At 59.8% G+C, this 13,452-nt stretch carries 8 protein-coding genes; 5 read left to right on the top strand and 3 right to left on the bottom strand.

Annotation, left to right across the window (positions count from 1 at the left end):
- Positions 1-71 precede the first annotated feature (71 nt).
- From M3N55_RS13280 to M3N55_RS13270, 3 genes are all read left to right on the top strand, one after another.
- Positions 72-1,406: a sigma-54-dependent transcriptional regulator gene (locus tag M3N55_RS13280; protein ID WP_249059878.1), complete on the top strand. Its 1,335-nt coding sequence runs from the start codon at positions 72-74 to the stop codon at positions 1,404-1,406.
- A 435-nt stretch (positions 1,407-1,841) separates the two neighbouring features.
- Entirely contained in the window at positions 1,842-4,670 is a 2,829-nt protein-coding gene (locus M3N55_RS13275; RefSeq protein ID WP_249059876.1) for an Rne/Rng family ribonuclease, read from the top strand.
- A 113-nt stretch (positions 4,671-4,783) separates the two neighbouring features.
- Positions 4,784-5,533: a cytochrome c biogenesis CcdA family protein gene (locus M3N55_RS13270; protein WP_249059875.1), complete on the top strand. Its 750-nt coding sequence runs from the start codon at positions 4,784-4,786 to the stop codon at positions 5,531-5,533.
- 60 nt (positions 5,534-5,593) lie between these two features.
- Here the strand turns inward: M3N55_RS13270 and M3N55_RS13265 are convergent, their stop codons facing one another.
- Both M3N55_RS13265 and M3N55_RS13260 read right to left on the bottom strand, forming a co-directional pair.
- Positions 5,594-6,022: a DUF1489 family protein gene (locus tag M3N55_RS13265; RefSeq protein ID WP_249059874.1), complete on the bottom strand. Its 429-nt coding sequence runs from the start codon at positions 6,020-6,022 to the stop codon at positions 5,594-5,596.
- Between the two features lie 40 nt (positions 6,023-6,062).
- Positions 6,063-7,259, bottom strand: a complete 1,197-nt coding sequence (locus M3N55_RS13260; RefSeq protein ID WP_249059873.1) for an MFS transporter — start codon at positions 7,257-7,259, stop codon at positions 6,063-6,065.
- 107 nt (positions 7,260-7,366) lie between these two features.
- Here M3N55_RS13260 and M3N55_RS13255 point away from each other — a divergent pair, with 107 nt between their 5' ends.
- Both M3N55_RS13255 and M3N55_RS13250 read left to right on the top strand, forming a co-directional pair.
- Entirely contained in the window at positions 7,367-9,607 is a 2,241-nt protein-coding gene (locus tag M3N55_RS13255) for an adenosylcobalamin-dependent ribonucleoside-diphosphate reductase (RefSeq protein WP_249059870.1), read from the top strand.
- A 260-nt stretch (positions 9,608-9,867) separates the two neighbouring features.
- Positions 9,868-11,739 carry an ATP-dependent nuclease gene (locus tag M3N55_RS13250; RefSeq protein WP_249059868.1) on the top strand — a complete coding sequence of 624 codons (1,872 nt, stop codon included), beginning with the start codon at positions 9,868-9,870 and terminating at the stop codon, positions 11,737-11,739.
- Between the two features lie 71 nt (positions 11,740-11,810).
- Here M3N55_RS13250 and M3N55_RS13245 read toward each other — a convergent pair whose 3' ends face one another.
- Positions 11,811-13,316, bottom strand: a complete 1,506-nt coding sequence (locus M3N55_RS13245) for a hypothetical protein (protein ID WP_249059866.1) — start codon at positions 13,314-13,316, stop codon at positions 11,811-11,813.
- Positions 13,317-13,452: the final 136 nt, after the last annotated feature.

Genomic DNA, 13,452 nt, shown 5'->3' with positions numbered 1-13,452 from the left:
ATGTGCCCTGAAACCGCTTGCCTGTCATGTCGGGCTTGGGCCATCTGGCGGAAAATGAAAGGATCGCGCCCATGAGCCGCGCCATGCATGTTGCCATTGTCGATGATGAACAGGATATGCGCCAATCCATCAGCCAATGGTTGGCATTGTCCGGGTTCACGACCGAAACCTATGCCGATGGGGCAGAGGCAATCGCAGCCATCAACAGCGATTTTCCCGGCGTGGTCATTACCGATATCCGTATGCCGGGGCTGGATGGTATGGCTTTGCTGAAGCGGTTGATTGCCGTGGACAGCACGATCCCGGTCATCCTGATAACCGGGCATGGTGATGTGCCTATGGCGGTCGAAGCGATGCGTCTGGGGGCCTATGATTTCCTGGAAAAGCCATTCAATCCAGAAAAGATGATGGCATTGGCCGAACGCGCGGCGAAAGCGCGCGCGCAGGCGATGGAAGCGCGCGCCTTGCGCACCGAACTGGCCGACGGCCCGACAATGATGAAACGTCTGATCGGGGACTCGGCGCTTATGCAGCGGCTGCGTGAGGATATTCTGGATATCGGGCAGGCCGATGGGCATGTGCTGATTGACGGCGAAACCGGCACTGGCAAGACGCTGGTCGCCCATGCTCTGCACGCGGTGGGCAGCCGGTCGGGCCGCAAGCTGGTATCGCTTAATTGCGCGGGCCTTGAAGACGCGACCCTGATCGCGCGGCTCTTTGGTCCCGCCGCCACGGACAGCGCCGAGCGCCCATTGGCCGACATCGCGCGCGGCGGCACATTGGTTTTGGAAGATATCGAGGCGGTGTCAGAGCCGGTTCAGGCCCGGTTGCTGGCTTATGTCGATGCGCAGGGCAGCCCGCCTGAAACCCGTATCATAGCTGTTTGCAATGGGCACAAGCAGGACCAGACGCTGGAGGACGCCTTGCGCCCGGACCTGTTTTTCCGTCTTGGCGCGCATCAGATCGTGCTGCCGCCTCTGCGCGCGCGGGGTGAGGACATCATCGCGCTGTTCAACGAATATCTGGCCCGTTTCGCGGAGGAATACGGTTGCCCGGCGCCGGAATTGTCCATGCCGGACGCGGCGCAATTGTTGCAGGCCCCCTGGCCCGGCAATGTGCGCCAGCTTGTGACCATCGCCGAGCGTTGCGTATTGCAAAGCCGTCGCGAGGATGGCGCGCTCATGTCGTTGGTCATGGCCGATAACGAGGCGTCTGGCGAAGCGCTGACCACCGATGGCAAGCCTCTGAAAGAGCATGTGGAAGCGTTTGAGCGTATCCTGATCGACAACACGATGCGGCGACACAAGGGTGCTATTGCGGCTGTGATGGAAGAGTTGCGCCTGCCACGCCGAACGCTGAACGAAAAGATGGCGAAATACGGGCTCGTCCGGTCTGACTATGTCTGATGTCCTGCGTTTTTCCGCAGGACGTTGAATTGCCATTGTCATTTATCGCACTAGAGGTCTATGCTACCGGAGTTAAGGTCTGCAAACCAATTGCAAACCCCGACAGATTTCGCTGCTCTGGTGGATGGTCGCGCTGAATTCGCCGCGTCCCCTTGGCAGATGGATAGGCCGCAAGGCTTGAACAGCCCGCCTCGTTTTCACGAATGATCGGGCGTAACCTGAACAGCCACGTTGACGTGGCACTTTTGGAACCGCGATGAACGGACCGAAGCGCATCCCGAATCTATCCCGCAGCAGTGCGTCTGCCGCGGTGCTGATAGACAGATGTGTGAATATGGTTTCGTTTGGCGCTCTGACAAGCCATCCCATCACGCCAAATGCGCCGCCCGGCATTGTGCCCGTGCGCCCGCGTGACCCCGGATGCAACGGAACACAATGTCACAGAAAATGCTCATCGATGCCACCCACGCGGAGGAAACCCGCGTTGTCGTGGTGGATGGTAACAAGGTCGAGGAATTCGATTTTGAAACCGCCAGCCGCCGTCAACTTGCCGGCAACATCTATCTAGCCAAGGTTACACGGGTCGAACCGTCGCTTCAGGCGGCTTTTGTCGATTACGGGGGCAACCGTCATGGCTTTCTAGCCTTTAACGAGATTCACCCAGATTACTACCAGATCCCCGCCGCCGACCGCGCGGCACTTCTGGAAGAAGAGCGCGCGCTTGCCGCCGATGCCGAAGATGACGACGCCCCCAAGGCCGAGAAACCGGCCCGCAAGCCACGCCGCTCCAGCAATCGACGCAAATCTGCCAAGGCCGAAACGGTCGAGGCTGACGATCAGGTGCAGACTGGCGCGATTGCCGGGATGGACATTGTCGAGCCGTCGGGCGACGGCGATGTGCGCAGCCCTGAAGGTGACGACGCGTCGGCCACCGTTGCAGAGCAGCAAGGTTCTGAGGATGATGCCGATAACGCGGCAGCGTCTGACAGCGCCGTCGGCACGGTAGAATCCGCCGCGACAGAAGTTGACACTACATTTGCCGAAGACGATTCTGACGCGGAAGCGGCAGAAGAGGCCTATGTCGCGGCCGAACATGCAAGCGACCTCGATGACCGGATCGAATCCGTCTCTGACGGCGACCCGATCGAAGAGGCGCGCCCGCGCCGCAAGCCGCGCATGCGCCGCTACAAAATTCAGGAAGTCATCAAGGTGCGCCAGATCATGCTGGTGCAGGTCGTCAAGGAAGAGCGCGGCAACAAGGGCGCGGCGCTGACCACCTACCTGTCGCTGGCGGGCCGGTATTGCGTGCTTATGCCCAACACCGCGCGCGGAGGCGGGATTAGCCGCAAGATTACCAATGCCGCCGACCGCCAAAAGCTGAAAGCCATCGCGGGTGAGATCATTGTGCCGGAAGGGGCGGGGCTGATTATTCGCACCGCAGGCGCGAACCGTACCAGGGCAGAGATTAAGCGCGACTATGAATACCTGCTACGCCTGTGGGAGCAGATCCGCGATCTGACGCTGAAATCCATCGCGCCCACCCCGATTTATGAAGAAGGCAACCTGATCAAGCGGTCCATCCGCGACCTGTATAGCAAGAATATCGAAGAGGTTCTGGTCGAAGGTGAAGCCGGGTATCGCGTGGCCAAGGACTTCATGAAGATGATCATGCCGTCCCACGCCAAGAACGTGAAGCTGTATGATGAAGGCCTGCCGCTTTTCGCGCGCTACCAGGTTGAAACCACGTTAACCGGCATGTTCAACCCCACGGTGCAACTGCCTTCGGGTGGGTATATCGTGATCGGGATTACCGAGGCGTTGGTGGCGATCGACATCAACTCTGGGCGCGCCACGCGTGAGGGGTCGATCGAGGATACGGCGGTCAAGACAAATCTGGAAGCGGCGGCAGAAATTGCACGCCAGTTGCGCTTGCGCGACCTGGCCGGGCTGATCGTGATCGACTTCATCGACATGGAAGAGCGCAAGAATAACGCCGCTGTCGAGAAGATGCTGAAAGATAAGTTGAAATCTGATCGCGCGCGAATTCAGGTTGGCCGCATCTCAGGATTTGGCCTGCTGGAGATGAGCCGCCAGCGCCTGCGCCCCGGCATGTTGGAAGCAACCACGCAGCCTTGTGCACATTGCCACGGCACCGGGCTGATCCGGTCTGATGACAGTATGGCGCTGACCGTGCTGCGCCAGATCGAGGAAGAGGGCACGCGCGGCAAATCGCTTGAGGTTCTGGTGCGCGCGCCTGCCGCCGTGATCAACTTCCTGTTCAACTACAAGCGGGAACATCTGGCGCAGATTGAGGCGCGGTTCGGTATGGCGGTGCGGTTAGAGGCCGATCCGTCCATGATCAGCCCTGATTTTGTGATCGAGAAGTTCAAGACAGCGACCCGTGTGCCGACCCCGCAAGCGGCGGTGGTGTCTATGGACAGCAAGCTGATGCCGGAGTTGGAAGAAGAGCTGGAGGAACCCGAAGCGCCCGAAGAGGACGCGGAGGCCACGAGCGAGCCCAAGAACGACACCGACGACCAGCCACGCAAGAAGCGTCGGCGTCGTCGGCGTCGGCGCGGCGGTAAGGATGGCGAAACCGGGTCTGAGGACGCAACACCGGATTCCGATTCGGAATCCGGTCCGGAATCCGTAACGGATTCCGGCACTGCGACCGAGGCCGATGCAGCAGCAGAGCCCGATGCCATCGAGGCGGCTGCACCCGAGGCGGCCCCCGCCGAGAAGCCCAAGCGCAAGCGCGCCTCGCGGGCCAAGAAACCCGTGGCAGAAGCCGCAGTCGAGGCCGAGGGTGTCGAAGCCCCGGCCGCAGATGGCAGCGAAGCTGTGGCGGAAAAGAAGCCTGCGCGCCGTAGTCGCAGCCGTCGCAAGCCGGTGGCCGCAGCAGATGCGCCTGTCGAGAGCAGCGCCGAGCCTGCCACCGACCAACCGGCAGAGACCACGCCCGGGCTTGCGCCGGAGGCCGCTGAAGCGTCGGCATCTGACACAGTGCAAGACGCGCCAGTTGCAGAGCCTGCGGCAGAGACCACGCCCGCGTCCAAGGAACCTGTGCCAGCGCCCGTTGCGGTCGAAGATGCGCCCATACCTGCCACGGTAGACACCGTAGCGGATACATCCGAACCTGAGGCGCCAGAGGCTGAGGCGCCAGAGGCTGAGGCGACCGAGGCGGCAACACCAGAACCCGCGTCCTCCGAAGCGCCTGCGCCAGTGGCAGAAAAGCCGCGTCGGCGTGGCTGGTGGTCGCGTTAAGCCCTGCGCTCTGCGCCGTCACCCTCCTAAGCCACGGGAAAGTGACGGCGCAGGCGCGTGATCTTTGCCTGCGGTTGGATTAGGTTCGACACGACAGTTACCAAAGGCTCCCGATGTTCGGAATTGACTTATTTGATGCAGCCCTGATGCCCGCGCTGCTCATCGCCTTTGCCGGCGGTGTGTTGTCTTTTCTATCGCCCTGCGTGCTGCCTATTGTGCCGCCTTACCTTGCCTATATGGGGGGCGTGTCGATGCAGGAAATGACATCGGGCGCGCAGCGGCGGCGCACGATCGTGCCCGCGCTGTTCTTCGTGATGGGGCTGTCTACGGTATTCCTGATCCTGGGGTTCACCGCCTCGACTATGGGCAACTTGTTCTTGCGAAACGCCGAATTGTTCGGCCAGATCGCGGGGGCTGTGGTCATCGTGTTCGGGCTGCATTTCCTGGGCGTGTTCCGCATTCCGTTCCTGATGCGCGAGGCCCGGATTGATGCGGGTGACAAGGGCGGCTCTGCTTTTGGTGCCTATGTGCTGGGGCTGGCCTTTGCCTTTGGCTGGACGCCATGCATCGGCCCGGTTCTGGGGGCGATCCTTTCCATGGCCGCAACACAGGCCGATTCGGCCCGTGGCACGCTGATGCTGGGGGTCTATGCCCTGGGGCTGGGGCTGCCGTTTCTGTTGGCGGCGATCTTTGTGCAACGATCCATGACGCTGATGACCCATCTGAAGCGACATATGGGAATGATAGAGAAGGTCATGGGCGGGCTGTTGTTGCTGGTCGGCCTTGCCATGGTCACGGGTGCGTTTACCCGATTTAGCTGGTGGCTGCTGGAAACCTTTCCGGCGCTGTCGCAGATCGGCTGAGGTTTCTGGCGCGCTGCGCCTACAAGCCAAAAACAGGTTTCAGCTTGTGGCTGGCATGTTTCAGCGCAACCCGATCTCGGCCAGCATTGCGTCAAGGTCCGGCGGTAAACTGTCATCGCCTTTGCGGGCCTTGGGCAGGTCTGCGGGGGCGTCTTCAGGTTTCAGGTAGCGCCAGCCCTGAAATGGGCGGCGCGTGGCGGCGGTGGTGCGCACAACAGCTGGGTCCAGCACGATGCCACACCGGGTGATGCCGTCAGCCCCTGTCACCTCGTCCAGCCGCAAAATGCGTTGCCGTGCGAGGATGGAGCCTTTGAACACCCAGTAAAGCGAGCCCCCGGCCAGCAGTTCCTCGGCCCGTTTGGGCCACATGCGCGTGACGTGGCGGGGCATGCCATCCGGCCCTTTCGCGCGCGGGTGGCGCTGCCAGCCCAGCAGGTCTTCGACGGTTTCCGCGCCGACGCATATTTTAATCAGATTGAGCTTTGCCATGCCCCCTAATTAACGTGGTGGCGCCTGTGGGCAAGCCAGATCAATGCGCCAGCGCCAGTTTGCGCAAGGGGATCAGCAAAGCCAGCCCCGCCAGAGCGATCACCAGACACAGCCACAGCGTTGCTGACAGCCCAATCGTTTGTTGCGCCACCGCAAACAGCACCGGGGCTGCCGCCGCGCTGACATTGCGCAAGCCTGCAAGTTGTCCCAAGCGTTGGCCCAGGCCGGCCGGTCCGAACAAGGCCAGCGGCACCGCCCCGCGCACGATACTGGCCAGCCCTTGCCCGGCGCCAAAGAGCACCGCGAAGGCCAAGGCAAGCCCCATGTCACTGCTGGGCACCAACAGAACGGCCACAGCCAGGGCCACTGCGCTGCCGGAAATCAGCGCCACGCTTAGCGGGTGAAACCCACGCCACAGCGTCGCATCGACCACCCGCACCAGAACTTGGGTCGGCCCCATGGCCATGCCGACCAAATAAGCCGTCTGGCCCAGACCCCGCTCCAGCAGCACCGGCACCAGATGCACGCCAAAGGCTGCTATCGCGATGCCGGTCAGCGCGAAACTGACGCCCAAAAGCCAAAATGCGCGCTTGGAGTGGTGCTGGGGAACGGCCGCCCTGTCGGGGGCTGGCGCAGCTTCGCTTTGGGCCGCTAGGTTCATTTTGCGGCCCAACGCCGCGATCCAGCCATGCAAAGGCAAGGCGACCATCAGGTGCAGCCCGGCGAATACCATGTAGCAGCCGCGCCAGCCGATGGATTCGACCATCCAGCCGGTCAGTGGCCAGAAGAGCGTCGAGGCAAAGCCGCCGATCAGCGTCAGCCGCGTGATGGCTTGCCGCGTGCCACGCGGCACACGCAGCGCCAATGCAGCAAAGGCCGCATCATAAAGCACCAGAAAGCTGATGGCTTCCAGCGTGACGATCAACGCGCCATAGACCCAGATATTCGGTGCGGCTGCCAAGCCCGCGAACAGACCGGCGACCGCCGCGCTTGCCAAGGTCATGACGCGCGGCGCACCGAAGCGGTCCAGCCAGCCCCCGAACCGGCTGGACAAGACGCCGCCAAGGAACAGGCCGACAGAAAACATCCCGAACAGGGTTGCCGGAGAGACGCCGAATTCTGCCGCCACGAAAGGCACGAGAATTGGGAAGGCGTAGAAGATCGCGCCATAGCCAAGGATGGTCGTGGCCCCAAGTGCTGCGACCACACCGGCCCATCCTTTTGAAAGCTCGCTCATGCTAGTCCTTGTGTGTCGCGGGGATAACAGTGTCATGACAGCGTTGACCGATGTCTTTGCAAGCCCTATTTGTCATCTCCCTTGCGCCAACCCCAAAGGATGCCACCATGAGCCGCTTCTCTGCCCCGATTGCCGAACAAATCTGGGACATGAAATATCGTTTGAAGGGAGCTGATGGCACCGCTCTGGACCAGACGGTCGAGGAAAGCTGGCGCCGGATCGCGCGGGCTTTGGCGCAGGCCGAAGCTGACCCTGCCGCATGGGAAGATCAGTTCTATAACGCGCTGGAGGATTTCAAGTTCCTGCCTGCGGGCCGCATTACCGCAGGGGCTGGAACGGGGCGCAGCGTGACGCTGTTCAACTGCTTTGTTATGGGCACCGTTCCCGACAGCATGGGCGGTATTTTCGATATGCTGAAAGAGGCCGCGCTGACCATGCAGCAAGGCGGTGGGATTGGCTATGATTTCAGCACCATCCGTCCTAAGGGGGCGGCGGTGCATGGCGTGGCGGCAGATGCCTCTGGCCCGCTCTCGTTCATGGATGTGTGGGATGCGATGTGCCGCACCATCATGTCGGCGGGTAGCCGTCGCGGCGCAATGATGGCCACCATGCGGTGCGACCACCCCGACATTGAAGATTTCATCACCGCCAAGCAGGACGCCGCACGGCTGCGCATGTTCAACCTGTCGGTTCTGGTGACAGACCCGTTCATGGATGCGGTCAAGGCCGACGGCTCTTGGGATCTGGTGTTTAACGGCAAGGTGTATCGCACGGTGCAGGCGCGTGACCTGTGGAACAAGATCATGCGTGCGACCTATGACTATGCCGAGCCGGGGGTGATTTTCATCGACCGGATCAACGCCGCCAACAACCTCGCCTATTGCGAAACCATTGCCGCGACCAACCCGTGCGGCGAACAACCCCTGCCGCCTTATGGCGCGTGTTTGCTGGGGTCGATCAATTTGGCGCGGCTGGTTGCGGAACCGTTCACCGAGGCCGCGAAACTGGATGTGACCGCGCTGGACGACCTTGTGCGTGTGGCCGTGCGGATGATGGATAATGTTGTGGACGTGTCTCGCTTCCCGCTGGATGCGCAGGCGCAGGAAGCTCAAGCCAAACGCCGCATCGGGCTGGGCGTGACGGGTTTGGCCGATGCCTTGGTTCTGACTGGCCTTCGATACGGGTCTGATGAAGCTGTGGCCCAGACCGATGCCTGGATGCGCGCGGTGGCCCGCGCCGCCTATCTGGCCAGTGTCGAATTGGCGCGCGAGAAGGGGGCGTTTCCGCTGTTCGAGCGGGACGCCTACCTGGCGTCGGGCACCATGCAGACGATGGATGCGGATGTGCGCGCGGCGGTGGCCGAGCACGGTATTCGCAACGCGCTTTTGACCTCTATCGCGCCCACTGGGACGATCAGCCTGTATGCGGGCAATGTCAGCTCTGGCATTGAGCCGATCTTCGCCACAAGCTACACCCGCAAGGTTTTGCAAAAGGACGGCTCGCGCACGGAAGAGGTGGTCGAGGATTATGCCGTTGCCCTTTGGCGTCAGATGCACGGGGATGCGCCCTTGCCCGATCATGTGGTGACGGCCCAGACGCTTGCCCCCATGGACCATGTGAAAATGCAGGCAGCGGCGCAGAAATGGGTCGATAGCAGTATTTCAAAAACCATCAACTGCCCCGAGGATATTTCCTTCGATGCCTTCAAGGATGTCTATCTGGCGGCGTGGGACATGGGCTGCAAAGGCTGTACCACCTACCGCCCGAATGACGTGACGGGGTCCGTCCTGTCGGTGTCAGAGGCCCAACCCGCCCCCAAGGCCGGTGGCGATGTCGTCTACCTGTCTGACCCGTTCGACCGGCCCGAAGCGTTGGAAGGCCACACCTACAAGCTGAAATGGCCCGGCTCGGAACATGCGATCTATGTCACCATCAACGACACAGTGATCGCAGGCCACCGCCGCCCGTTCGAGATTTTCATTAACTCCAAGAATATGGAACATTACGCTTGGACCGTGGCATTGACACGAATGATCTCTGCGGTGTTCCGGCGCGGGGGCGATGTGTCTTTCGTGGTGGAAGAACTGAAAGCCGTGTTCGACCCGCGCGGTGGGGCTTGGGTGCAGGGGCAGTATATCCCCTCTATTCTCGCGGCCATTGGTGGGGTGATTGAACAGCACTTGGTGCGGATCGGGTTTATCGACGGGGCAGGGCTGGGGCTGGTATCGGACCCGGCGGCGCAAACCGGTGCGCGACCCTCTGGCTGTCCGTCTTGCGGCGCGTATGAAATGGTGATGATCGAAGGCTGCATGACCTGCCGTGCCTGCGGGCATAGCAAATGCGGCTGATGTTTTGCGCGAGGACCGAGAAAAACCATAACCGTGCGCAGGCGAAACCAAAAGCCTGCGCATAGGCTGTCAAGAGTTTTTTCGGGCGATCAAAAACCGCAGCAGTGATCAGCGGTCGGGTCTTCCAAATTAACTTGTTTCAAATTGTTTGGGCGCCCGCCCCGTAGCAGTAGCAAAGATTTAGAACAGCTTAAGATTGCGCGCGGTCCATGTGTCTGCCAACGTGCACCGGATTAATAATATATTATTTCAGAGAGTTCATGAGCCTCCACATCATCAACATCGAAATACGAAATTTCCGGTCGGCGCGCAGTCTGTCGTTTTCGCCGGGTAAACTGGCCGTTCTGGTCGGCAAGAACGACTCGGGGAAGTCCAACGTCCTCAGAGCCCTGAACCTGTTCTTCAACGGCCGGACAATGCCTGGCGATGATCTCAACTTTGAAGTCGATCACAACGTTTTTAACAACCCGAACCGACGGGCCAAGGAAATCTCCATCAAGCTTGAAATTGAGTTACCAGAGGCTTATCGAGCTACAAACGGCGATTTCGTGGTCTGGGAGCGACGATGGCGTTCCGAGGGGCTGGTTCATAGCGAATACTCCGGACGGCGGCACGTGGCCGGTCCACGTGGTGGGGCAAATATCGAAACGGTTGAAATTCCAAGACAGTCAAACGCTCACGGACTGCTTCGGAACATCAATTTTGTTTATGTGCCTGCGATCAAAGACGTAGAATATTTCTCTGAACTCAGGGCCAGCATATACGACATCATTGCCGAAGTTGCAGACAGGGCATTCCGTGATTCAAGCCAAGAGTTCGAGCAGTCAATATCCCATCAGCTAGAAGATCTGACAACGCAAATCACGGCGTCCCTCGGTTTCCGTTCCCGCTTGGCTCTGCCCAAGGACTTGAGCCACATTTTCGAAAGCCTCGATTTCCTTAGCGAGGGCCAGGACATTTCGCTCAACGAGCGGGGCGACGGGATAAAGGCCAGACACATCCCGCTGATTCTGAAATTCATGGCGGACAAAAAACGCAGCCTGCAGGTGCGGGGCGCTCAACCCCATACGTTCATCTGGGGATATGAAGAGCCTGAGAACAATCTGGAACTTTCCAGTTGCGTGCAACTTGCCGACCAGTTTTGGAGTTTCATAGGCCATGGGGTCTCCCAAATATTCCTCACCACACATTCCCCAGTCTTCTACAATCTGCACCGAAAGAAGCAGGAGGACGGGAGACTGATTACCTGTCACCATATTTTCCGTGAGGGAGTTGAAGAGGGAACCAAACAAGCCACCGAACTTGGGGATCTAGATGTTCGGATGGGAACCACCGCTCTGTTTGCACCCCTGGTTACTGAAATAGAGGACAGGGTGCGGCGTCAAGAACAAGCCCGAGCCGAGGTTGAGCGAATTGGCCAGGCCAACCGCCGGAAAATCTTCGTCGAGGGCGAATCCGATAAACTGATCATCAGTAAGGCCCTGAGAGTATTTGCGACTGAAAGGGCCGACGATATCGATGTAGAGACCAAAGCTGGGGCTGGGATCAACTACGTAATCGACATGCTCCTATCATGGCGGAGCCGGGCGAAGCATCATCCGGAACTGCCCAAGGCAGTGGGCCTGCTGGATTTAGACCCCGAAGCTAAGGTCGCCCTTCAGAATTGGAATGCTGTCCCCGATAATATAAAGTCGGCGAAGTGCTTTAAACTGCCTACGCCACCACACCTATTCCCAGCGCTTCAGGCTGGGTTCCGGGTTCCAGTTGTCCTTGAGTGTCTCTATGACAAGGACGCGTGGGTTTGGGCTGACGATCGCGGCTATCTGAAAACAAGGAACGTTCCTAGCGTTATCTCGAAGGACCTAAATAACCAGATCGTGAATGCTGAAACAACTTTGGATCAGCACCTTCACCAGGACTGGGCGATCTTCGTAAAAAAGGAGTTCGAACAGGAAGGCAAGGGGCCGATGGCCAGGCACTACGCAAACAAAACCGCAGATGATTTCCGCGCTCGCATGCCCTTTATGGAACCACTGATCGCTGACCTTGTCGGCTACTTGTTTCCGAATGGCGATGAAGTTCAGGTGCTGGGTGGCAGGCAAGACCCATTGGAAGATGGGCTAGAGCATTAAGCATGTCCAGTCTGGGCCGTTCTCGTGACAAATTTGACCACATCCACGAGTTCGTCCCTTTCGGTGACCTTTCAGCGATGGAGTTGAGGTTTACCCAAACAACACTCTACCATGTCGCGCAGGAAGATGCGCCCGTAGTCGCAATCGTCACGTCTAAACTGTCCCGTGCCGTATTGCTGCAGTTCAATACGCAGGCTCTGCCAGCTCCTGCGATAGGCGTTAGCCATCGTCCTGGGCGTGAAATACTTGGCATGAAACGCCTCCGCGTCAGCGGTCGTGATATAGAACTGTTCCGCGTTCGTCCGGGGGTTGATCGCCCGGGTCGCGGGCGTGTGTCCGTCCAAGATGAGCCGGCGCAGGCCTACCGGCGGACCGGCACCAACAGATTTAGCGAAGGTCTCGATCGTGTGCCCCGGGGGGGCTTCACTTCCCAACAACCGGGCGACTTCGTCATGATCGACATATACGGCAGAGTATCCGGTCCGGCCCTCAAGGTTTCCGATCCGGCGTAACTGTCCATCCATGATGGCGCGGATGATTACACCGGGTCCGATCTTGAGTCGCTGCGCGGATTTCGAGATATGTTCCCAGCTGTGTTGGGGTTGGCGGAGCTGGACTGCGCCCCGCAACAGTCCTGTCAGAAACGCGGTTCCAGCCCTGGGATCCCACACTGATTTGGTTTCCGACGTTTCAAGCGAGGGCTTGAGAACCCCGTCGGCGACCAGAAGGTCGAACTGTGACCGGGTCGCGCCGATGATTTCGCGGAACTCCGTCGCGGCAACCAGAACTATCAGATCGCGGAGGATAGGTGCCGCCGCCGCGGCGTCGAATACCGCCCAAGAGTCTGGCAGAACAGAATCTTCCACCAGAAGGCCTGCAGCAGACAGTTGCTTCCGTAACCGACGGGGATCGACTCCTGTCTCTCGGGACGCCGTGGTGACGGAATGCAGGCGTCGCTCGTGAACCGGTTCACCAAGCAGTTCATCGCCCGGGCCGAGTGGCCAGGTCGCCGCCATGTGATCCCGAAGTATGCGCCGGAACGGGGCGTAGTCCGGGTTCTCGGCGTAATCATGTGACAAACGGTCATAAAGAGCAGGGTAGGTCTTCTTTGGGCCGTCCTGCAGCGTGTCGACCAACTCTTGAAGTCGGATGAGGGCGCGGCGGACGGCATCTTCGCCGCCCTGGGCGACTTCAAACCCCAGGGCATATAGGGAGTGCCGGGACTCATCAGCGATATGATCGAGCCTGAGGCCGTCAAGCCGCAACAGGGCGATCCCCAGAAGGCGACAGAAAACCGACGCAGCGTGGAGTGGGTGACCCGACAGCCAGTCCGGCCCCGGGCCGGACAAAAGACGATCTTCCAGCCAGTCCTCAAAGGAAGCTGGGGTTTCTCGGGGCCGATCAAGTTCCCCGCCAAGAATCGACTTTGTGACAGCCGACAGATGCTGCGCATTGTCGTATCGCGCGGTTGCGTGAGGATCGCGGTAAAGGACGATCAGAGGATGTTCATGCCGGGCACAGGTTGCGACATGAGGAACACTCCAGTGTCCCCGGATGCCCATGGTGTTGATTGTCACTGAGAACTGACCCGGCAACAGCAGAAATTGTCATTGAGAATTGACCCATGTGCAACCTTGCCCCTGCGCAAAGCAGTCGGGGGCGTCAGGAGTGATAGACATGGGATTTTTGAGGATTATTCGGAAGTGGGCGTTG

Source organism: Roseinatronobacter domitianus, assembly GCF_023336755.1.
Lineage (GTDB): Bacteria > Pseudomonadota > Alphaproteobacteria > Rhodobacterales > Rhodobacteraceae > Roseinatronobacter > Roseinatronobacter domitianus.
The sequence above is the reverse complement of the archived record's forward strand: the minus strand, read 5'-3'. Positions and strand labels throughout refer to the sequence as shown.

Bases quoted from the DNA above. Each gene is read 5' to 3' on its own strand.
- M3N55_RS13250 (WP_249059868.1), top strand. From the start codon at position 9,868: ATGAGCCTCCACATCATCAACATCGAAATACGAAATTTCCGGTCGGCG.
- M3N55_RS13270 (WP_249059875.1), top strand. From the start codon at position 4,784: ATGTTCGGAATTGACTTATTTGATGCAGCCCTGATGCCCGCGCTGCTC.
- M3N55_RS13275 (WP_249059876.1), top strand. From the start codon at position 1,842: ATGTCACAGAAAATGCTCATCGATGCCACCCACGCGGAGGAAACCCGC.
- M3N55_RS13255 (WP_249059870.1), top strand. From the start codon at position 7,367: ATGAGCCGCTTCTCTGCCCCGATTGCCGAACAAATCTGGGACATGAAA.
- M3N55_RS13260 (WP_249059873.1), bottom strand. From the start codon at position 7,259: ATGAGCGAGCTTTCAAAAGGATGGGCCGGTGTGGTCGCAGCACTTGGG.
- M3N55_RS13280 (WP_249059878.1), top strand. From the start codon at position 72: ATGAGCCGCGCCATGCATGTTGCCATTGTCGATGATGAACAGGATATG.
- M3N55_RS13265 (WP_249059874.1), bottom strand. From the start codon at position 6,022: ATGGCAAAGCTCAATCTGATTAAAATATGCGTCGGCGCGGAAACCGTC.